The sequence below is a fragment of the Micromonospora sp. NPDC003944 genome (genome assembly GCF_053605225.1).
Map to the genome: position 1 here is coordinate 48,085 of NZ_JBSGIV010000012.1, position 20,790 is coordinate 68,874.

General features: G+C 72.0%; 20 protein-coding genes. 14 read left to right on the forward strand and 6 right to left on the reverse strand.

The window, feature by feature from the left end; translation table 11 throughout:
- Both ACWER9_RS08455 and ACWER9_RS08460 read left to right on the forward strand, forming a co-directional pair.
- A complete protein-coding gene (locus tag ACWER9_RS08455; protein ID WP_452301177.1) occupies nucleotides 1–1,953 on the forward strand; it encodes a VWA domain-containing protein in 1,953 nt (650 codons plus the stop codon).
- Between the two features lie 28 nt (nucleotides 1,954–1,981).
- Complete coding sequence (locus ACWER9_RS08460; protein ID WP_452301178.1) at nucleotides 1,982–2,446, forward strand: hypothetical protein; 465 nt, start codon at nucleotides 1,982–1,984, stop codon at nucleotides 2,444–2,446.
- Nucleotides 2,447–2,611: 165 nt separating this feature from the next.
- Here ACWER9_RS08460 and ACWER9_RS08465 read toward each other — a convergent pair whose 3' ends face one another.
- Nucleotides 2,612–3,619, reverse strand: a complete 1,008-nt coding sequence (locus ACWER9_RS08465; protein WP_452301179.1) for a GlxA family transcriptional regulator — start codon at nucleotides 3,617–3,619, stop codon at nucleotides 2,612–2,614.
- Nucleotide 3,620: 1 nt separating this feature from the next.
- Between ACWER9_RS08465 and ACWER9_RS08470 the strand changes: the two genes are divergently transcribed.
- Nucleotides 3,621–4,976: an MFS transporter gene (locus ACWER9_RS08470; protein WP_452301180.1), complete on the forward strand. Its 1,356-nt coding sequence runs from the start codon at nucleotides 3,621–3,623 to the stop codon at nucleotides 4,974–4,976.
- A 19-nt stretch (nucleotides 4,977–4,995) separates the two neighbouring features.
- Here the strand turns inward: ACWER9_RS08470 and ACWER9_RS08475 are convergent, their stop codons facing one another.
- From ACWER9_RS08475 to ACWER9_RS08485, 3 genes are read right to left on the reverse strand one after another with little or no spacing between them, the layout of a single operon-like run.
- On the reverse strand, nucleotides 4,996–5,709 hold the full coding sequence (locus ACWER9_RS08475; protein WP_452301181.1) for an RICIN domain-containing protein: 714 nt from the start codon (nucleotides 5,707–5,709) through the stop codon (nucleotides 4,996–4,998).
- Nucleotides 5,710–5,755: 46 nt separating this feature from the next.
- The gene (locus tag ACWER9_RS08480; RefSeq protein ID WP_452301182.1) at nucleotides 5,756–6,040 is read right to left on the reverse strand and encodes a DUF427 domain-containing protein; all 285 of its coding nucleotides are present in this window, start codon (nucleotides 6,038–6,040) and stop codon (nucleotides 5,756–5,758) included.
- A 52-nt stretch (nucleotides 6,041–6,092) separates the two neighbouring features.
- A complete protein-coding gene (locus ACWER9_RS08485; protein WP_452301183.1) occupies nucleotides 6,093–6,563 on the reverse strand; it encodes an aminoacyl-tRNA deacylase in 471 nt (156 codons plus the stop codon).
- 93 nt (nucleotides 6,564–6,656) lie between these two features.
- Between ACWER9_RS08485 and ACWER9_RS08490 the strand changes: the two genes are divergently transcribed.
- The 8 genes from ACWER9_RS08490 to ACWER9_RS08525 all read left to right on the forward strand — a co-directional run bounded on the left by ACWER9_RS08490 (nucleotide 6,657) and on the right by ACWER9_RS08525 (nucleotide 15,532).
- On the forward strand, nucleotides 6,657–8,054 hold the full coding sequence (locus tag ACWER9_RS08490; RefSeq protein WP_452301184.1) for an FAD-binding oxidoreductase: 1,398 nt from the start codon (nucleotides 6,657–6,659) through the stop codon (nucleotides 8,052–8,054).
- Nucleotides 8,051–9,394 carry a class I SAM-dependent methyltransferase gene (locus ACWER9_RS08495; protein WP_452301185.1) on the forward strand — a complete coding sequence of 448 codons (1,344 nt, stop codon included), beginning with the start codon at nucleotides 8,051–8,053 and terminating at the stop codon, nucleotides 9,392–9,394. Before ACWER9_RS08490 ends, ACWER9_RS08495 begins: the two co-directional genes overlap by 4 nt.
- 101 nt (nucleotides 9,395–9,495) lie before the next feature.
- Nucleotides 9,496–10,053: an ArsR/SmtB family transcription factor gene (locus ACWER9_RS08500; protein WP_355005525.1), complete on the forward strand. Its 558-nt coding sequence runs from the start codon at nucleotides 9,496–9,498 to the stop codon at nucleotides 10,051–10,053.
- Nucleotides 10,046–10,915 (forward strand): SRPBCC domain-containing protein, encoded by an 870-nt coding sequence (locus ACWER9_RS08505; RefSeq protein ID WP_452301186.1) that lies wholly within the window; start codon nucleotides 10,046–10,048, stop codon nucleotides 10,913–10,915. Before ACWER9_RS08500 ends, ACWER9_RS08505 begins: the two co-directional genes overlap by 8 nt.
- A 174-nt stretch (nucleotides 10,916–11,089) precedes the next feature.
- Nucleotides 11,090–11,323, forward strand: a complete 234-nt coding sequence (locus ACWER9_RS08510; protein ID WP_452301187.1) for a zinc-ribbon domain-containing protein — start codon at nucleotides 11,090–11,092, stop codon at nucleotides 11,321–11,323.
- A gap of 315 nt (nucleotides 11,324–11,638) precedes the next feature.
- Nucleotides 11,639–13,906 (forward strand): putative bifunctional diguanylate cyclase/phosphodiesterase, encoded by a 2,268-nt coding sequence (locus tag ACWER9_RS08515; protein ID WP_452301188.1) that lies wholly within the window; start codon nucleotides 11,639–11,641, stop codon nucleotides 13,904–13,906.
- 39 nt (nucleotides 13,907–13,945) lie between these two features.
- On the forward strand, nucleotides 13,946–14,704 hold the full coding sequence (locus ACWER9_RS08520) for a MerR family transcriptional regulator (protein ID WP_452301189.1): 759 nt from the start codon (nucleotides 13,946–13,948) through the stop codon (nucleotides 14,702–14,704).
- A 54-nt stretch (nucleotides 14,705–14,758) separates the two neighbouring features.
- Nucleotides 14,759–15,532, forward strand: coding sequence for a hypothetical protein (locus tag ACWER9_RS08525; protein ID WP_452301190.1), 774 nt, complete (start codon nucleotides 14,759–14,761; stop codon nucleotides 15,530–15,532).
- A 7-nt stretch (nucleotides 15,533–15,539) separates the two neighbouring features.
- On the opposite strand, the gene ACWER9_RS08530 is transcribed toward ACWER9_RS08525, so the two are convergent.
- A complete protein-coding gene (locus ACWER9_RS08530; protein ID WP_452301191.1) occupies nucleotides 15,540–16,907 on the reverse strand; it encodes a serine hydrolase in 1,368 nt (455 codons plus the stop codon).
- Nucleotides 16,908–17,059: 152 nt separating this feature from the next.
- Between ACWER9_RS08530 and ACWER9_RS08535 the strand changes: the two genes are divergently transcribed.
- Nucleotides 17,060–17,344 carry a putative quinol monooxygenase gene (locus tag ACWER9_RS08535; protein WP_452301192.1) on the forward strand — a complete coding sequence of 95 codons (285 nt, stop codon included), beginning with the start codon at nucleotides 17,060–17,062 and terminating at the stop codon, nucleotides 17,342–17,344.
- A 21-nt stretch (nucleotides 17,345–17,365) separates the two neighbouring features.
- Here ACWER9_RS08535 and ACWER9_RS08540 read toward each other — a convergent pair whose 3' ends face one another.
- Nucleotides 17,366–18,907: a gluconokinase gene (locus ACWER9_RS08540; RefSeq protein WP_452301193.1), complete on the reverse strand. Its 1,542-nt coding sequence runs from the start codon at nucleotides 18,905–18,907 to the stop codon at nucleotides 17,366–17,368.
- A 168-nt stretch (nucleotides 18,908–19,075) separates the two neighbouring features.
- On the opposite strand from ACWER9_RS08540, the gene ACWER9_RS08545 reads away from it, so the two are divergent.
- Both ACWER9_RS08545 and ACWER9_RS08550 read left to right on the forward strand, forming a co-directional pair.
- Nucleotides 19,076–20,209, forward strand: a complete 1,134-nt coding sequence (locus tag ACWER9_RS08545; RefSeq protein ID WP_452301194.1) for a hypothetical protein — start codon at nucleotides 19,076–19,078, stop codon at nucleotides 20,207–20,209.
- A 45-nt stretch (nucleotides 20,210–20,254) separates the two neighbouring features.
- Nucleotides 20,255–20,788, forward strand: coding sequence for a WapI family immunity protein (locus ACWER9_RS08550; RefSeq protein ID WP_452301195.1), 534 nt, complete (start codon nucleotides 20,255–20,257; stop codon nucleotides 20,786–20,788).
- Nucleotides 20,789–20,790 lie beyond the last annotated feature (2 nt).

The following is a 20,790-nucleotide window of genomic DNA, read 5'->3' on the forward strand; positions in this document are numbered from 1 at the left end:
GTGGCCGGCAACCGGTTCCGTTACGGGCAGTGGAACGGCGGGCCCGACCCGCTCGCACCCCCGTACGACGTGCGCGAGGCGGTGGACGCGGTCGGCGCCGAGGTGCTGGCCGGCGGCAGCCTGCGGGAGGCCCTGCGCGACCTGCTGCGCCGGGGCCCGCAGGGGCGGGGTGGTCTGGACGACCTGGCCGCCCGGGCTCGGCGGCTGCGCCGGGAGGCGCTGCGCAGGGGCGACCTGGACGGCGCGGTGACCAGGGCCCGGGCCCTCCTCGACCAGGCCCTCGCCGCCGAGCGGGACGAGCTGCGGGGTCGCGACGACGACGACGCGCGGTTCGCCGAGGCGGTGCTGGACAATCTGCCCCGCTCCACGGCGCGGGCGGTGGAGGAGCTGTCCGGCTACCAGTGGGCCAGCGACGACGCCCGCCGCTCGTACCAGCAGATCCTCGACCAACTCCGCGACGACGTGCTCGGTCAGCGTTTCGCCGGGCTGCGCGACGCGGTGCGCGCCTCCGCCGACCCGGCCGCCCAGCAGCGGCTCGCCGAGATGATGGGCGACCTGAACGACCTGCTGGCCCGGCACGGTCGCGCGGAGGACACCACCGACGCGTTCGCCGAGTTCATGCGCCGACACGGTGACTTCTTTCCGGAGAAACCGGAGACCGTCGACGAGTTGATCGACGTGTTGGCCCGCCGGGCGGCGGCCGGGGAGCGGCTGATGAACTCGCTCTCCGAGCGGCAGCGCGCCGAACTGGCCGGCCTCATGCAGCAGTCGCTCGGCGACCGTCTTGCGGGGGAGCTGTCCGCGCTCGACGCGAACCTGCGTGGGTTGCGACCTGACCTGCGTTGGGGGCGGGGCGAGCGGGTCCGCGGCGACCAGCCGCTCGACTACGCCGACGCGGCGGGCGCGCTCGGTGAGATCGGCGAGCTGGACGACCTGCTGGACCAGCTCGACCAGGAACACCCGGGGGCCACCCTCGACGACGTGGACGTCGACGCGGTGGCGCGCACGCTGGGCCGGGAGGCCGCCGACGACGTTCGCCGGCTGCGCGACCTGGAGCGGGAGCTGCGCCGCCAGGGCTGGGTGAGCCGGGACGCGGAGGGGCTCACGCTGAGCCCGAAGGCGCTGCGCCGGCTGGGCGGGACCGCGCTGCGCCGGGTCTTCGCCGAGCTGACCGCCGGGCCGCGCGGGCAGCACGACCTGCGCTCGGCCGGTGCGGCGGGCGAGGTCAGCGGTGCGTCCAGGCCCTGGGAGTACGGCGACGAGCAACCACTGGACGTGGTCCGGACGCTGACCCGGGCGGTCAGTCGGGCCGGGCCGACGGTTCCGGTGCAGCTCACGGTTGACGACTTCGAGGTGGTGGAGACCGAGAAACGAGCCTCGGCCGCCGTGGTGCTCTGCGTCGACCTGTCGTACTCGATGATCTCGCAGGGTCGTTGGGGGCCGATGAAGCAGACGGCGCTGGCGTTGGCGCACCTCATGGAGACGCGCTTCCCGCAGGACGCGTTGCAGATCGTGGGCTTCGGCCGGGAGGCGATGACGCTCACCCAGCAGGAGTTGGCGGCCGTGGAGCCGGACATGGAGCAGGGCACCAACCTTCAGCACGCGCTGCGGTTGGCGGGCCGGCACCTGCGCCGGCACCCGGACGCCGAGCCGGTCGTGCTGGTGGTCACCGACGGTGAGCCGACCGCGCACCTGGACCCGGACGACGGGGAGGCGCTGTTCCACTGGCCGCCGCTGCCGGAGACGATCGAGGCGACGGTCCGCGAGGTGGACCGGCTGAGCCGCTACGGTGCGACGCTCAACCTGTTCATGCTCGGCGACGACCCGGGTCTGCGCCGCTTCGTCGACGCCGTGGCCCGCCGCAGCCGGGGCCGCATGTTCACCCCGGACACCGACGACCTGGGCGAGTACGTGGTCAGCGACTACCTCCGCTCCCGCCAATCCCGCCGCTAACCGTGGCTCCGGCGGGTTGACTGGGAGGATGGAGAGCGGAGGATTGCGGCGGGCTTACGGTGCCCTGTTCGCGGAGGTCGACGCCGGCGGGTTCGGTCCGGCGCCGGACGGGCAGCTCAGTGCCGAGCAGATCGTCGCGCACCTGGTCGCCAACGACGAGCTGATGATCCAGGCCACCGAGGCGTTGCTGGCCGGGTCGCCGTTCGCCTACTACGAGGTGGAAGAGGACGTGCACCGCCCGCAGCTCGATGCGCTCGCCGCCGAGCAGGGTGGTCTGCGCGGCCTGACCGCGCTGCTGCACGGCACCAGCGACCGGCTGTGCGGGCTTGTCGACCAGCTCGGCCTGGCCGCGGAGACCCCGGTCGAGACGCACCTACGCGAGGGCTTCGACCTCATCGTCGACGAGCCGCTGCCCTGGTCCCGCACCCTGGACCTGCACACCCGGGTGCACCTGCCGAAGCACCAGTCCCAACTGCACCAGCTCCGCCCCTGAGCCAAGCCGCCCGGCCCGCCGCCCCTCACCCTCACCCTCGCCGATCTAGCAGTTTCTGTCCCGATGAACAGTGATGGAACGGGCATTCCGGCAACCCAAAGTGCAAGATCGGCGGGGCGGGGCTCGGCGGGGCGGGGCTCGGCGGGGCGAGGGGCGAGCTGGGCGTCAGAGTTCGACGAGTTCGGGGCGGGGGTGGAAGGTGCGGCGGTAGGTGGACGGGGCCACCCCGATGCGTTGGTGGAGTTGCTGGCGTAGGGCGGCGGTGGTGCCGAAACCGCAGCGGTGGGCGATCTGGTCGACGGTGAGGTCGGTCGTCTCCAGCAGCAGTCTCGCGTGGTCGGTGCGCTGTTGCAGCAGCCACTGGGCCGGGCTCAGGCCGGTCTCCGAGCGGAAGCGCCGGGTGAAGGTGCGCACGCTCATCCGCGCCTGTTCGGCCAGGTCACGCAGCGCGATCGGCTCGTGCAGCCGCTGCCGCGCCCACTCCCGGGTGCCGGCCGTGCTGGTGTCGGCAGCCTTCGGCACCGGCTGCTCGATGTACTGCGCCTGGCCGCCGTCGCGCCAGGGTGGCATCACGCAGCGGCGGGCCGTTCGGTTGGCCACCTCGCTGCCGTGGTCCAGGCGGATGACGTGTAGGCAGAGGTCGATGCCGGCGGCGACTCCGGCCGAGGTGAGCACCCGGTCGTCGGCGATGAAGAGCACACCCGGGTCGAGCTCCACTTGGGGGTGCAGGTGGCGGAAGCGTTCGGCGTACGCCCAGTGGGTGGTCGCCCGCCGACCGTCGAGCAGCTCGGCGGCGGCGAGCACGAACGCCCCGGTGCAGATCGACATGATCCGGGCGCCCCGTTCGTGCGCCGCGCGCAGCGCCGCGATCACCTCCGGCTCGACCGTGCCCGAGGACAGCACGGTGTCGTCGTGGATGCCGGGAACGATCACCGTGTCGGCGGTGTCGAGCAGTTCGAGCCCGTGGTCGGGGAGCACCTGGAAGCCGGCGGTGCTGCGCACCGGCTGCCCGCCCGGGGTGCACACCCGGACGTCGTAGAAGGGTGTGCCGTCGGCGGCCCGGGCGGTGCTGAAGACCTGGGACGGGGTGCCGAGGTCCAGGCCGACCACCTGGTGCAGAGCGAGGACGGCGATCCGGTGCGGGCGAACGGTCATGGCCCGATTATTGCGCATGATGGCTTTCTGGCCACTCGTCGAGCTGACCGGCCCACCCCAGACTTGTCCCGTGACCAAGAACCGCCGTCTGCATCCCGCCTGGCTGGTCGCCGCCGTCGCCTTCGTGGCGCTGGTCGGCGCGGCCGGCTTCCGCGCCACCCCGTCGGTGCTGCTGCACCCGCTGCACGAGGAGTTCGGCTGGCCGCTGGCCACGATCTCCGCGGCCGTCTCGGTCAACCTGCTGCTCTACGGGCTCACCGCGCCGTTCGCTGCTGCCCTGATGGATCGGTTCGGCATCCGCCGGGTGGTCTCGGTGGCGCTGCTGCTGGTCGCCGCGGGCAGCGGGTTGACGGTCTTCATGACCGCAAGTTGGCAGCTCCTGCTCTGCTGGGGTGTGCTGGTCGGGCTGGGCACCGGCTCGATGGCGCTGGCGTTCGTGGCCACCGTCACCGGCCGGTGGTTCGTTCACCGGCGGGGGCTGGTCACCGGAGTGCTGACCGCCGGCGGTGCGGCCGGACAACTGGTGTTCCTGCCACTGATCGCCATCCTGGTCCGCGACCACGGCTGGCGGACGGCGGCACTCGTCGTGGCCGGAGCGGCGCTTGCGGTCGTACCCCTGGTGGTGTGGCTGCTGCGCGAGCACCCGGCGGATCTCGGCCTGCCCGCCTACGGGGCGACCGAGGTCGTCGCGGCGCCGTCGGCGACCGGCGGCGCGGCGACCCGGGCGCTCGGCGCGCTTGCCACCGCGGCCCGGACCCGACCGTTCTGGCTGCTCGCCGGAGGGTTCGCGATCTGCGGGGCGACCACGAACGGCCTGGTCGGTACGCACTTCGTGCCGGCCGCGCACGACCACGGCATGGCCCAGACCACGGCGGCCGGGCTGCTCGCCCTGGTGGGGCTCTTCGACATCGTCGGCACGATCGCCTCCGGTTGGCTCACCGACCGGGTGGACAGCCGGTTGCTCCTCGGTGCGTACTACGCGCTGCGGGGGTTGTCCCTGCTGGTGCTGCCGAGCCTCTTCTCCGGCACGGCCGAGCCGAGCATGCTGGTGTTCATCGTCTTCTACGGCCTGGACTGGGTGGCCACCGTGCCGCCGACCGTGGCGTTGTGCCGGGAGTACTTCGGCGGCGCCGGGGCGGTGGTCTTCGGCTGGGTGTTCGCCGCGCACCAACTCGGCGCGGCGGTCGCCGCCACCGGCGCCGGGCTGGTCCGGGACCGGCTTGGCGACTACGCGATGGCCTGGTACGTGGCGGGCGCGCTGTCGATCGGGGCCGCCGGGCTGTCGTTGCTGCTGCGTCGGCGACCGGGCCGAGGAGTGCCGGAGGCCGTGCTGGTGGCCGCCACCGCGCCCCGGGCCTGGAGCTTCCGGGGCTGAACAGCGTCGGGTCGGCCGGTCAGCTCAGGGTCCACTGCTGGGCCGGCCGGCCGTCGCACTGTCGCTGCCGGATGTCGTCGCCGGCCTCGACGGCGTCGTCGTCGGCCTGGGCGCACCTGTTGCTGTGTGCGGCGACGAGCAGCACCGCGCTGGTGCCGGTCCCGCCGAACCGCCACTGCTGGTTGACCCCGCCGTGGCAGGGGAACTGCAGCACGCGCGCGCCGTCGTCCTGACTGCCGCCCTCGACGTCGAGGCACTGCCCGTACGCGGCGTTCGTCAACGAGTGCACGCCCGCGCCGGTCGGGCTGACCACCCACTGCTGCGCCGGGGTGCCGTCGCACACCGCCAACTCGGCACCGGCCTCCTCGCCGTCACCGTCGAGCCCCAGGCAGAGGCCCGAAGCGGCACGGAGCACCCGGGGCCCGGTGGGTGGGGCGGCCGGCGTGCTTGCCGACGGGGTCGGTGACGGCTCGGCCGGTGCGGTCGGGCTCGGCTCGCCGGTCGGGGCGCTGGGCTGCGGTGCGCTCGACGGCGTACCCACCGCCGCCGGCACGGCCGGCTCGTCGTCACCGTCGAACAGCCCGGTGGCGAAGACGACCCCCAGGAGTACGCCGACGACCCCGACCGCCGCCGCGACCCGCAGCAGCGGATCTGCCAGCGGCCCGGGGCGGGGTGCCGGACGGCCGCCGTAGACGGTGCCGGCGGGGTCGGGGCGTTGCTCGGGCGCGGACATAGGCGCCATCCTCACCCACGACGTCGCGCCGGAGCCAGCCCGGCGGTCAGTCGACGACCCGGACGTCCTTCCAGAACGCCACCCGGTCGCGCACCATCTCGGCGTCCGGCTTGGGCTCGGGGTAGTACCAGACGGCGTCCTCGCTGGTGCTGCCCTCGTGAGTGAGGGTGTAGTACGAGGCGGTGCCCTTCCACGGGCAGACGGTGTGGGTCGGGGACTCCCGGATCAGGTCGTCGCGCAGCGCCGACCGGGGGAAGTAGTGGTTGCCCTCCACCAGCACGGTGTCGTCGCTGTCGGCGATGACCAGGTCTTTCCAGACGGCTTTCGGCATGACACCAAGACTAGGCCGGGCCACCGACGTCGGCAGTGGTTGGTGCCGCCGCTCAGCGGCTGGGTTGCGGGTCGGTGACGTCGGCCACGGTGGCGTCGAGAGCGGCGATCGCGGCGTCGGCGGCGACCGCGATGGCGAGACCGCGCTCACCGGCACCCAGGGTGATCTCCCGGCCGCGCAACCGCTCGTCGGCGACCACCGGCCAGGCCGTGCTCGCGCCGAACGGGGTGATGGTGCCGCGTTCGTAGCCGGTGGCGGCCAGGGCGCCCGCCGCGTCCGGCATGGAGAGCCGGTGCACCCCGAGCAGGGCGCGCAGCTTGGGCCAGGAGACGACCCGGTCCCCGGGGGTGAGCACGAACAGGTGATCGTCCTCACCGCGCCGGACCACGATCGTCTTGACGACATCGGCGACGGCCACGCCCTGGGCGTCGGCGGCCTCCGCGAGACTGTCTACCGCACCGCGGCTGACCAGCCGATATGGCAGTTGGGCGGCGTCCAGGGCGGCGATCGCTGGCGATGGCATGCCCGCCACGGTAGCCGTCGGACCTGCCACCGGACGGGAAACTGCCGCCGCCGACATCCCACGGTTTCCAAACGGCGAGCGTAAGGTGATCACATGCGCGCTGAGCGTGTGGATCACCCCATTGACCATGATCAAGCGGTGGACACGCTGCGACGGTCGTACGCCGCGGTGCCCACGGGCGAGCCTGTCCGGCTGGCCAAACGCACCTCCAACCTGTTCCGCCCCCGGTCCGCTCCCCGGACTCCGGGGCTCGACGTGAGCGGTCTGAACGGTGTGCTGTCGGTCGACCCGGCCGGCCGTACCGCAGACGTGCAGGGCATGTGCACGTACGAGGACCTGGTCGACGCGACGCTGCCGCACGGGCTGATGCCGCTCGTGGTGCCGCAGTTGCGCACCATCACGCTCGGCGGCGCGGTGACCGGCCTCGGGATCGAGTCGACCTCGTTCCGCAACGGCCTGCCGCACGAGTCGGTCCGGGAGTTGGACGTGCTCACCGGCTCCGGCGAGATCGTCACCGCCCGACCCGACGGCGAGCACGCCGACCTGTTCACCGCGTTCCCCAACTCGCTGGGCAGCCTCGGTTACGCCACCCGGTTGCGCATCGAGCTGCAACCGGTCGGCCGGTACGTTGCGCTGCGCAACGTCAGGTTCACCCAGTTGGAGGCGCTTGTCGACGCCATCGCGGAGGTGAGCGCGACCCGCTCCTGGGCCGGTGAGCCGGTGGACGCGATGGACGGGGTGATGTTCAGCCCCGGCGAGGCCTACCTGGTCTTCGCCACGTTCACCGACGGGGCCGGCCCGCCAAGCGACTACACCGGTCAGGGGATCTACTACCGGTCGCTGCGCCGGCGGACCCGCGACGTGCTCACCGCGTACGACTATCTGTGGCGCTGGGACACCGACTGGTTCTGGTGCTCGGCGGCGTTCGGCGCGCAGCACCCGGTCGTGCGCCGGCTCTGGCCGGCGCGGTATCGGCGCAGCGACTTCTACCACCGGCTGGTCCGGCTGGAGCACCGGCACCAGGTGGCGGCCCGGATCGACAGGCTGCGCGGGCAGCCGGCCCGGGAGCGGGTGGTGCAGGACGTGGAGATTCCGCTGGACCGTACCGCCGACTTCCTGCGCTGGTTCGCCGGCGCGGTGGGGATGAACCCGGTGTGGCTGTGCCCGTTGCGCCTGCGTGAGCCGGCGGGTCCCGGTTCCGCGCGGGCCTGGCCGCTGTATCCACTACGGCCGGGGCAGGACTACGTCAACATTGGGTTCTGGGGGAGCGTGCCGATCGCGCCGGGCGCCGCCGACGGCGACGTCAACCGCACGATCGAACGCAGGGTGTCGGAGTCGGGCGGGCACAAGTCGCTCTACTCCGACGCGTACTACGACCGGGACGCCTTCGACCGCCTGTACGGCGGCGACACGTGGCGGGCGGTGAAAGACCGCTACGACCCGGACCACCGGCTGACGGGACTGTACGAAAAGGCGGTAGCACGAGCATGAGCCTGACCGACAGAGATCAGGGGGCGGCGAGCGTCCCCGCCACCCCGCCGGCGGGGGGCCGGCACACGGGTCCGACCGTCGCGGACGTCGTCCGCGCGGTCACCACGGGGCCGTTGCCGGTGCGGATCACCGGGTACGACGGCAGCGCCGTCGGCCCGTCCGACGCCGGCATCACCCTGGCGATCCGCTCCGAGCGTGGGCTGTCGTACCTGCTCACCGCCCCTGGCGACCTGGGCATGGCCCGGGCGTACGTCAGTGGTGACCTGGCGTTGCAGGGGGTGCACCCGGGCGACCCGTACGAGGCGTTGCGGGTGCTCAAGGACGAGCTGCGGTTGCGCCCACCGTCGTTGGCCGAAGGGCTGGCGCTGGTCCGTGGGCTGGGCTGGGAGCGGCTGATGCCGCCGCCGGCACCGCCGCAGGAGGCGCAGCCACGCTGGAAGCGGGTGGTGAACGGGCTGCGGCACTCCCGGGTACGGGACAGCACGGCGATCTCGCACCACTACGACGTCTCGAACGCCTTCTACGAGAAGGTCCTCGGCCCGTCGATGACGTACACCTGCGCGGTCTTCCGTTCTCCGGACGACACGCTGGAGCAGGCCCAGGCCGCGAAGTACGACCTGGTCGCCGGCAAGCTGGCGCTGGAGAAGGGGATGCGGCTGCTGGATGTGGGCTGCGGCTGGGGTGGCATGGTGCGCCACGCCGCCCGGGAGTACGGCGTCAAGGCGCTCGGGGTGACCCTGTCGAAGGCGCAGGCGCAGTGGGCGCAGGCGGCGATCGAGCGGGAGGGGTTGACCGGGCTGGCCGAGGTGCGGCACATGGACTACCGGGACGCGCCGGCCGAGCAGTTCGACGCCATCTCATCGATCGGGTTGACCGAGCACATCGGGGTGCGCAACTACCCGACCTACTTCGGGGCGTTGCGTAGTCGGCTGCGCCACGGTGGGCGCCTGCTCAACCACTGCATCACCCGGGCGGACAACCGGGCGCCGCACCGCTCCGGCGCGTTCATCGACAGGTACGTCTTCCCGGACGGCGAGTTGGCCGGTCCGGGCCGGTTGGTCAGCGAGATCCACGACGCCGGGTTCGAGGTGCACCACGAGGAGAACCTGCGCCAGCACTACGCGCTGACGCTCGCCGCCTGGTGCCGCAACCTGGTCGACCACTGGGACTTCTGCGTCTCCGAGGTGGGTGCGGGCACCGCCCGGGTGTGGGGGCTCTACATGGCCGGGTCGCGGATGGCGTTCGAACGCAACGGCATCCAGCTGCACCAGGTGCTTGCCACCCACAACGGTCCGAACGGTGTCAGCGGCTACCCGTTGCGACCGGACTGGTTGCCCTGACCATCTGCTGAGTGCCGCCTGAAGCCGCGTCGAGAAAAGTCGGCGCGGCTTCTCGCGAACCGATTGACAAAGAAGTTTTGTACGTACAAACTGATTTTGCCATGAGAGACGTCCTGTACCTGGAGCAGATCGAGCAGGCCGAAGTCCTGCTCAAGCCGCATCGCGTCGAGGTGCTGCGGCAACTGGCCGAACCGCGCACCTGCACCGAGGTCGCGGCCCGACTCGACCAGACGCCACAACGCGTCTACTACCACGTCAAGCAACTCGTCGCGGCCGGCCTCGTCGAGCTGGTCAACGAACGCAAGGTCCGCGGCATCACCGAAGGCATCTACCAGGCCGCCGCCCGGTCCTACTGGCTCTCCCCACGGCTCGTCGGGCGGATCGGCCTACGCCGGGCCCGCGACGAGCTGAGCCTCGGCTACCTGCTCGACCTGATGGAGGAGGTCCAGGCCGACATCGCCGGCCTGGACCGGGCGGCACCCGAGCTGCCCTCGATCGGGGTCTCCGGCGAGATCCGGGTGCCGGCCGAGCAGCGCCAGCAGTTCCTGCACGACCTGCAAACCGCACTTCAGGACCTGTTCACCCGCTACGGCGGCAGCGAAGGAGATGCCTTCAAGCTGGCCGTCGCCTGCTATCCGAAAGGGAACGACAATGAGTGAGCCGATGAAGGTCCAGGCCCGTCTCTCCGCGCCGGTCGGGCGCGTCCGCCAGGCCCTGACCGACCCGGCCGAGCTGCGTGTCTGGCTGGCCGAGCACGCCGAGGTCGAGCTGCCCCGGCGGTACGAGTTCTGGGGCCGCTACACGCCCGAGGGTGACGCCCCGCACCAGCGGCTGCTGCACGCCGACGACGACACGCTGCGCTTCACCTGGCTGCTCGACGGCGTGGAGACCACCACCGAGTTCCAGTTGACCGCCGAGGGCACCGACAGCACCGTGCTGACGCTGACCCAGAGCCACTTCGACTTCGCCGAGGCGATGAGCGGCTCCAGCATCCGGGGCGTGCTTCAGACGTTCTGGGCGCTGTCCATCGCCAATCTGGCCGCCCACCTGGAGGGCAAGCCACTGTTGCCCCGCACCGACTTCACCTCCGCCGACCTTCGTGGCGAGCTGGTCATCGCCGCCCCCGTCGACAAGGTGTGGGAGTCACTCACCGACTCCGAGCAGGCGAGCGCCTGGTTCGGCTACCCGATCGGCATCGAGCCCTGGGTCGGCGGCCGGTACGCCATGGGCGGCTTCGAGACCGGCTACGCCGCCAAGATCGTCGACCTGGAGCCCGGTCGGCGGTTGTCCGTCGACTGGGGGCCGACCGGCGTGTCGAACTGGGAGCTGGCCGAGTCCGGCGGCAAGACCACGCTGACGTTCGTGCAGAGCGGCTTCGACGAGACCAACCCTCCGTACGGGGCCTGGAGCGGGTCGGTCGCCGGGCTGTACGAGCTGCGCCGCTTCCACGAGGTGCCGAACTGGCAGCCGATCTGGCTCGCCGAGGAGATCCCCGGCCTGGAGCCCGCACCGTCCAACTGACAGTCGCACGTCCGCCCTCGCCCACGTCGCGCCGGCCCAAGATCCGAGCAACATCGGGGAAACTGCTGCCTCCAGCCGCACGGAGGCAGCAGTTTCCCCGTACTTGAGCAGATCTTGTGACTTCCATCGGTGGGAGGTGGTGACTTTTCGCGGTCGGGTGGGTACTGGCTGGCGATGTTCTTCATCTTTGGTCTGCGTACCAAGGTCGACAGGTCCGGTGTCGTGCAGCAGGTCTGCCGCCACTGCGGCAACCAGGCCGCACAGGTGGTCACCCGCCGTTCGACGAAATTCACCCTCTTCTTCATCCCCCTCATCCCGATCCGCACCCGGTACGCGCAGCAGTGCACGTTCTGCGCGGCCGAGTACGAGATCTCCAGGTCCGACGCCGAGCGCCTCCCGGTCGGCTGAGCCGACGATGGAACGCTTCCTCTGCTGGCTGATCGGTCGACAGACGTCCTCGGTCGACGTGGCCGTGCACACAGTTGCCCGTCCGCCCTGCACCCCCGGCCGGCGTAGGCGCCGCCGCACCCGTCGGCCGTTGGCCGGCACCGCACTGCCCCGTTCACCCTGGAACAGATCCGCGGGCCGCTGAGCAGCGGCCGGGGCCGAGGCGGGGTGAACGTTCGGCTCTGGCGGCGTTTCTGGGCGCTGGTTAGGCTTTCGGGGTTTGCCGTGGACCGGCGCCGCCGAGGGTGCACGCACGACGAAAGAGCCGGAGCGACCGTGTCCCGACAGGACGGACAGCAGGCTGCGGGGGCGCTCAACCCCGCCGGTGCTGTCGTGGCGGCTGCCGTCATCGCGGTGGAGGCGGTCTGGCTGTTCGGCGCGTTGCCCGGCGCCGCACTTGTCAGCGATGTCGGCGCGATGCTCGTCGCCGGCTGGGCGACGTTCGCGTGCGTGGGGGTGGCCCGTCGGCATCCGACGCCGTTGCGCCGGTTCTGGACGCTGCTCGCCGTCACCATGGGGCTCGCCGCGTTCGGTCGGGCGATCTGGACGGTGCAGCGGCTCGTCGGCGACGACCTGCCGCACACCCCGGTGGTCGGGGTGGTCTTCACCGCCGGCATCCTGACCGGCACGGCCGCGCTGCTCAGCTCGCCGTCCGCACCGAGGACCGCGGTGGGGCGGGCCCGTACCCTGCTGGACGGGGTGATCGTCGCCCTGGCCCTGGTGCCGATCGGTTGGGTGCTCGTCTTCCGTGGGGTCGCCGCCGCCGAGCTGGCCGACCCGGCGCGCACCCTGGGGCTGCTCTTCCCGATGTTCGACCTGATGCAGCTCACCATCCTGGTGGCGGTCTCCGGGCCGGCCCGGCCGATGTGGCGGCCGATGAGCATCCTCGCGGCGAGCCTCACCCTGCGGGTTGTCGCCGACGTCGTCTACGTGTCGCTGGTCGCCCGTGCGGACTACGCGGCCGGTCACCCGATCGACCTGTGCTGGCCGTTGAGCTACCTGCTGATCGGCCTCGCCACCCGGAACCCGCCGCCACCAAACTGCGACGGCACCGACGACACCGCCGAGTCGCCGCTGCCGCCCTGGTGGCGGGTGGCGTTGCCGTACCTGCCGGTGGGTGGGGCGATCATCGCCGTGGTGCTGGCCCGCCGGCCGACCGGGCAGACCCCGCAGTTGGTGTTCGTGACGATGATGGTGTTGCTTGCGGCCCTCGCCGTTCGGCAGGGGTTGGCCGCGAACGAGAACCTCCGATTGGTGGCCCGGCTGCGTCGGCTCGCGTACGGCGACCAGCTCACCGGGCTGCCGAACCGGCTGCTGTTCAACCGGCGACTGCGGCTGGCCCTGCGCGACGGGGGGCCGGTGGCGGTGCTGCTGCTCGACCTGGACGGGTTCAAGCAGGTGAACGACCGGTTCGGGCACGCCACCGGGGACACCCTGCTGACCGGGCTCGCGGCGCGGATGCACGCTGCCGTCGACGGTGACGGCACCATCGCCCGACTCGGCGGTGACGAGTTCGCGGTGCTCGTCGACGGCGAGCGGCAGGTGTCGCCCGAGCGGCTTGCCGAGCGGCTGTTGGACGCGTTGCGGCCCTCCGACGACGAGGAGGACGTCGGGGTGCACCCGTCGGCGAGCATCGGCATCGCCGAGTTCGGCCCGCAGCACGCCTCCCACAGCGACCTGCTGCGCGACGCCGACATCGCCATGTACGCGGCCAAGGCGGCCGGGAAGTCCGCGTACCGGACGTGCACGGCGGCCCTGCGGGAGTCGGCCGTCTCCCGTGCCGAGTTGATCGCCGACCTACGTCGGGCCGTCGACGAGGACCAGCTGCGGCTGGAGTTCCAACCCATCGTCGACCTGGCCAGCGGGGCGGTACGCAGCGCCGAGGCGTTGGTGCGCTGGCGGCACCCTCGGCTGGGGATGCTGCCGCCGTCGAGGTTCCTGCCGCTGGCCGAGGAGACCGGGCTGATCCTGCCGATCGACCGCTGGGTGATCCACGAGGCGTGCCGGGCCGCCGCCACCTGGCGGGGGCGGGCGCCGGACGCGACGGTCGCGGTGAACATCGCCGCCGCGCACCTGCGCCGGCCGGATCTGATCGCCACCGTCACCGCGGCCACGAGCGCCGCCGGGTTGGCACCGAGGGCGTTGACCCTGGAGTTGACCGAGTCGGCGCTGATCGAGGGCACCGAGGCGGTGCTGGAGCGGCTGCACCAGCTCCGGGAGCTGGGCATCCGGATCGCCATCGACGACTTCGGCACCGGCTACTCGTCGCTGAGCTACCTGCACCGCATCCCGGCGACCGAGCTGAAGATCGACAGGTCGTTCGTGGCCCGGTTGGGCACCGACGACCGGGCGTACGCCACGGTGGAGATGGTCACCCGGCTGGCCGGCGCGTTCGACCTGGCGGTGGTCGCCGAGGGGGTGGAGACCGAGCGCCAGCACGAGGCGGTCACCGCGATCGGCTGCCCACGCGGTCAGGGCTATCTCTACGGGCGGCCGGACGGCCCCGCGATGGTGGGCCAGAATTGGAGTTTGACTCTCACGTAGCGGCAGGCAGGAGCCTGGTTCCCGGAAGGGAGGGGGACCATGGCGTACACGGTGGGTCAGGTGGCGAAGATCGCCGGCGTGACGGTGCGGACGCTGCACCACTACGACGAGATCGGCTTGCTATCGCCGAGCGGGCGCACCTCGGCCGGTTACCGCCGCTACGACGACGCGGACCTGCAACGGCTGCAAGTCGTCAGGTACTACCGGGAGCTGGGTTTCCCGCTTGAGGAGATCACCGCGATCATCGACGACCCGGCGGCCGATCCGGCTGCCCATCTGCGCCGACAGCACGAGCTGCTGACGGTACGGCTGAAGCGGTTGCAGGAGATGGTCACGGCGATCGAGTTCGCGATGGAGGCACGCAAGATGAACATCCAACTCACGCCGGAGGAGCGGTTCGAGGTCTTCGGTGACGTCGACCCGGAGGAGCACCAGGCCGAGGCGGGGCGGCGGTGGGGTGACACCGACGCGTACCGGGAGTCGAACCGGCGGGTCGCCGGCTACACCAAGGACGACTGGCTGCGGAACAAGGCGGAGAACGAAGACTGGGGTCGGCGGGTCGTCGCGCTGATGGCCGCCGACGCACCCGCGGACGGTCCGGCGGCGATGGAGGTGGCCGAGGAGCACCGGCAGCTCATCAGCCGCTGGTTCTACGAGTGCTCGTACGAGATCCACACCGGGTTGGCCGACATGTACGTGGCCGACGAGCGGTTCACCGCGTACTACGAGGCCATCGCCCCGGGGCTGGCCGCGTACCTGAACGAGGCAATCCACGCCAACGCGATCAGCCGGGCGTGACGACTGGCGGTCCGGCTACTCTGGCCGGACCGCACCGCCCCCGGGGAGATGACTGTGCAGAAACCGAAGCTGATCGCCGCTGGTGTCGTCGTCGCCGTGGCTGTCGCCGCCGGCGTGTGGGCACTTGTGGCCACCGGGGACGAACCCGGTGCGGGTCGCCCGGTGGCGTCGGCGGGCCCGACCGACCCGGCCGGTGTGCTCAAGGCCGCCGCCGGCAAGGTCGACGAGCAGACCTACAAGTTGACGTTGAGCAGCGGCGGGGCGTCGGGCGGGGACGGCACGGTGGTGCTCTGGGACCCGGGGGCGAAGCGTGGTCTGGAGACCACATCCCTGAAGGTGCCGAGCGGCGAGGTGAAGATCGAACGGCTCACCACCGGGCCGGACGTCTACGTGCGGGTCAGCGCCCCGGACCGGCGCGTTCCGGTCTGGGACGGCAAGACCTGGTGGCATGTCGGGGCTCCGGGCTCACCCCCCACCAACAAGGGGCTGGACAACACCAGGTTGGCCGGCACGGTCAGCGCGGCGACCGCCGTCCGGCAGACCGGTGCGCGGGAGTACGCGGGCACGTTGGACCTGCGCCAGAGCGCCGCGGTGCTCGGCGAAGGGGTCGGCGGTGTGCTCGGTGACCGGGCCGGGGCGGTGCCGTTCACCGCTGCAGTCGACGAGCAGGGTCGGCTGGTCCGTTACCGCATCGAGTTGGCGAGCAAGCAGTCCGAGGTCGCCCAGCTCGACCTGACGTACTCGGACTTCGGGTTGTCGGTGTCGGCGGACCCGCCGGCGGCCGACGTGGTCGGCGAGGACCCGCCGGCGAACATCCCGGGCGCCTGACGCCGGTTCACTCCTCGACCGCCCCGTCGACCGGGGGGACCAGGAAGTCGTAGACGGTGCGGGCCATCCGCCGGACCGTCTCGTCGCCGGTGGCCATGGGGCCGGCGGTGAGGAACGCGACGGCGGTCTCGGTGCCGGGGATCAGGTAGTAGCCGACGTCGTGTGAGGCGTCCGGCAGGTCACCGGTCTTGTGGGCCACCGGCACGCCTGGTGGCAACGCCGCCGGGATCTTCGTGTTCAGGGTCTGTTCCCGCATGAACCCGATCATCAGGTCGCGCGAGGCGGGGGTGAGGATCTCGCCTTCCCAGACCGCGCCGAGCAGCGACACCACGTCGTCCGGGCTTGTGTAGTTCTCCTCGCCGCGCTGCGCGGCCGCGCTGTCCAGCATCCGGCGGGCCAGGATGGTGGAGCGTTGGTTCATCGAGTCGATCAGCGCGTTGACCGGCGCGAACCCACCCAGGTAGGTGATCAGCACGTTCGCGGCCACGTTGTCGCTGTACTTGATCAGATACTGGGCGAGCCGGTGCAGGGTCACCACCTGCGGGAACGTCTCGAACTGCAACTGACCGGTGCCACCGACCACGTCCTCCGGGGTGACAAGCACCCCGTCGTCGAGGAAGACCTGTCCACAGTCGACCCGACGCAGCAACTCGACCAGGATCCACAGTTTGATGACGCTCGCCGCCTTGGGCCGCAGCGATCCGTTGACGGCGATCTGCTGGTCGCCGTAGCGGCCGGACAGGTCGCGGACGGTGGCCCCGGCCGGGTTGAGGCTCGCATCGGCGACCACCCGGGCGAGCTGCCCGCTGAGCGGGAACAGGCGGGCACCGGCGACCGGGTCGGTGGGCGGCTGCGGACTGGTGACCACCACGCCGGTCAGCGTCGTCGGCGGGCGGTGCCGTGGGATCACCTCGAGGGTGCCCTCGCTGCGCCCGACAAGCGGCACCCGGTAGCGGTAGGCCGTGCCGCCGACGACGACAACCCCGCTCGCCACCCCGGCGGCGACGCGCATGCCCGGGTCGCCGACCCGACCGGTGTCGCCGTCGCAGGCGCGGTAGCGCACGGTGTGCCCGAGCGAGTCCACCGCGAACACACCGCCCGGGAACGACAGCCAGGACACCTCGCTCGTCGGCGGGCGCTCCGGAGTCGGGTCCACCCCCGGCTCGTGGCCCTGACCGTCGCCGGGCTCAGCTCCGTACCCCGGCGGGGTCGTCTGCGCCGGGTCCGCGCCGGGCGCGCGGCCCGGACCGTCCGCGGTGGCCGGCCCGGTCGTCGCGAGCACCGCGAGCGCGACCGCCGCCGTCAGGACTTTCAGGGGTACGCGGGCAGAGTTGCCCAGCAGGGAAGATGAGCGCCTCTTGTCGCTTTTTCTCACGTTTGCACGATATGAAGCGCCGGAGGCTGGTGAGGCCGGCGGGACCTGCATCACCCGTCCGGGGCGGCAACGTCCCCCCGAACACCATGACCCACAGGTATAAAGACGACGCACAGGCATCACGCTTCACGGCCACTCACCCCGGAGGACTCGTGCTGATCATTGCCGGCAGCCTGAAGGTCGAACCGGCCACTCGCGAGGCGTACCTGTCCGACTGCCAACAGGTGATCGCGCGGGCGCGCGCCACCGCCGGCTGCCTCGACTTCCTGCTGGTGGCCGACCCGTTGGAGCCCGACCGGATCCACGTCTACGAACGCTGGGAGTCACCGGAGCAGTTGGCCGCGTTCCGTGGCTCCGGGCCGGACGACGCGCAGGAAGCGGCGATCCTCGACGCCGACGTGCAGCGCTACCTGATCGCCGGCATCGAGGCGCCCTGACCCGGTGCGAACCGGCACCGGTCACCCCGTTGGTTCGGGATCGGTGGGCAGGCCGGGCGCCATCCGGCGGATCGAGGTGAAGGCGGGTGTGAGGGCCTCGTACAGCTCGGCGAAGAGCGGCAGCAGCGACGCGTAGGTGGCGGCGGCGGCCGGGTCGGGGCGGACCGTCTCCTCGATCTGCACCAGGTCGGCGGCGAGGTCGATGCTGGGGATCAGCCCGAGCGCCTCCATGCCGAGCAGCGCCGCGCCGAAGCTCGACCCCTCGTGCGCGGCCGGGAAGCTCACCGGCATGCCGAGCACGTCGGCGAGCATCTGCCGCCACAGGCCGCTGCGGGCGAAGCCGCCACCGGCCCGGATCTCGCGGACCTCGTTGCCGGCCGCACGCACCGAGCTGAGCACCAGCGCGAGCTGCTGACACACACCCTCAAGCGCGGCCCGCACCAGGTGCTCGCGGCGGTGCCCGTGGGTCAACCCCACGTACGCGCCGCGCGGCAGGGCGCTCCAGTGTGGTGCGCGTTCGCTGTGCAGGTACGGAAGCATGATGAGCCCGCCCGAGCCGACCGGCGCGCGGGCCGCCAGGGCGACCAGATCCTCCTCGGAGTGCTCACCGAGATCCGGGGCGAGCGCCGCGCCGGCCCACTTGAGCACGATGCCGCCGTTGTTGATCGCGCCACCGACCGCCCAGCGGTGCTCGGTCAGCGCGTAGCAGAACACCCCGCCGAGCGGGTCCACGCCGGGCCGCTCGACCATCACCCGCATCGCCCCGCTGGTGCCGATCGAGCAGGCCACCATGCCGGGGTGCACAGCGCCCAGCCCCAGGTTCGCAAGCGGACCGTCGCCCGCGCCGACCACCACCGGGGTGCGCTCCGGCAGGCCGGTCTCGGTCGCGGTCCGCGGGGTGAGGTTGGGCAGCACGGCGGTGGTGGCGACCAACTGCGGGAGCTGCGCCTCGGTGATACCGGCGATGTTCAACGCCTCGCTGTCCCACTCCAGCGTGTGGATGTCGAGCAGGCCGGTGGCCGACGCGATCGAGTGGTCGGTGACGAGCGTGCCGCAGAGCCGCAGCAGCACCCAGTCCTTGATGCCCACCCAGTGCGCGACCCGCGCGAAGAGCTGCGGCTCCTGCTCGGCGTACCAGAGCAGCTTGGGCAGGGGCGCCATCGGGTGCATCGGCGTGCCGGTACGCCGGTGCAGGGCCAGCCCCGACGGCACCGCCCGCAACCGCTCGGCCTGCCGGGTGGAGCGCGAGTCGGCCCAGGTCACCGACGGGGTGATCGGATTGCCGTCCCCGTCGAGCCCGATCAGGCTGTGCATGGCCGAGCCGAACGACAGCCCGGCCACCGGTTGGACCAGCTCGGCCACGACCAGGCTTATCGACTGGAGCACCGCTTCGAGGATGAGCTGCGGGTCCTGCTCGGCGTAGCCGGGTTCGGGGTTGTTCAGCGGGTAGCCGGCCAGGTGACTGCCGAGCTGCCGTCCGTCTGTGTCGTACGCGACGGCCTTGGTGCTCGTGGTGCCGATGTCGACCCCGATCACGACCCCGGGCAGCGTGACTGTCGGCACGACCGTCACCCCCTCGGAAACGTGAATCGACGCAAGCTTATCGCCCTAACGTGCTGGTTGGTCCGCCGATCGGGTACTTCGCCCGTTTCGGCGTGTCTGGGCACCGCGCCACGCCTGTTAAACCCGGTGACACCCCAGATTGGTGGCCTGCGCGGCGAAGGAGTCGGCGTGGCAAAGACTGATTCGACGGGTTCCACTTGGCGGTACCGGTGGGCGCACCGGCAGAACGTGCGGCGGGTCAGCACGTACCGCGGCGCCGAGGCGGCGTGGCGGCGACGCGACGACGAGTTACGGCGGCTCCGCGCCCTGGCCGCCGACTTCCAGGGGTCGGCCGCCGCCGGCGCCGGTCTGGCGTTGGAGTTGGCCGCCGACGAGGTGGTGCTCTGGGCGCTGCCGGCGGCGCAACTTGTCGAGGTGCGGCACACCACGGTGCTGCCCGCGCCGGATCTCGCGGTCGCCCCGAGTGCCGGGCCGCTGCGTCCACGTCGCCCGGACGGCGTACGCGTCACCGACGCCGGCATGGCCGTGATCACCAACCGTCGACTCGTGCTGCTCGGCGGGAGGGGCCGGCGCGACTGGGCGTACGGCCGGATCACCGGCCTGGCCCACGACCCGGCGGCGCCGGTCACCCTGATCCAGGTGCTGGACCGGCGGCGTACCTCCGGGCTGTTGCTGCCCACCGACGCCGCGCCGGACTTCCGGTTCAAGCTCACCCTGGCCTTCGCCGACGCGATCGAGCAACGCGCCGCGGTGCTCGCCCAACTCGACGAGCTGATCGCCGAGCACGCCCAGCTCAAGCCGTTCCGGCCGGCCGTGGCCACCCCCGGGCAGGCCCGGCTGTCGTCGTTCGTGCCCGGGGGGCGCAGGACCATCGCGGTGGCGGCGGCCATCGCGCTGCTGGTGCCGGCGGCGCTTATCGAGTCGGACCCGTCCGACCGGAGGGAAGTCGCCGTGGCCGCGACCCCGGCGCCCACCGCGAGCGCCGCACCCGCGCGGATCGGCCCGGCGCTCGCCCTGAAACCCCCGCCACCGAAGCCGACACCATCACCACGCCGGTCGCCGAGCGCGACCCCGGGCCCACGCTGCGGGGCGCCGGAGAACCCCCTGGGGTACGACTTCTGCGGCGGCACACGGATCCGCAAGCCGGCCGCCGAGGTGTGCGACTGGTTCGACTGCGTACCGGAGTTCTGGGCCGGTCGCGGTTACCTCGTGCAGTGCCGCGACGGGTCGGTCAGCCTGACCGGCGGCCGGTCCAGGGCCTGCGCCGAGCACGAGGGCGTACGGCGGACCGTCACCAAGTGACCGATTCAGGGGCTAAAGTCCGCTTCGCTCGGCCAGAATGATCGAGTGGAGATCCGGTCTGACGATGGCGCGAGGGTGCGGATACGCCCCGTCGGCTACCAGCCCGGCATCGACCCGCCCGACGACCCCGACCGGGCCACCCCCGGCTGGCACGACTGGCTGCTCATCGAGGTGGACGCCCGCACCGCCGACGGTCAGAACTGGTCGCACCACTACCCGAGCCTCATGGTCGAGGAGGCCCGCGCGCTCGGCGGGTGGCTGCACGGGCAGGCCACCGCCGCCCTCGCGCTGAGCGCGCCACCGGCGATGGTGCGGTTCACCGAACCCAACCTGGCCCTGCGCAGCCGAGTGCTGCGCAGACGCCGGCTGGAGTTGATCGTGGAATTCTCCGCCGAGTCGCTGCCGCCGTGGATGCGCCGGCCGTCAAGCGCGATCTACCCGCTGATCCTCACCGTCTCCGCGGACGCCCTGGTCACCGCCGCCGAGCACTGGACCGAGCACTGCGAGGCGTACCCCCCGCGTACCCAGTCGCGGTTCCCGACCCACGGCCCGCAGCCGTACCGGCGGCGCGCCGGCTGATC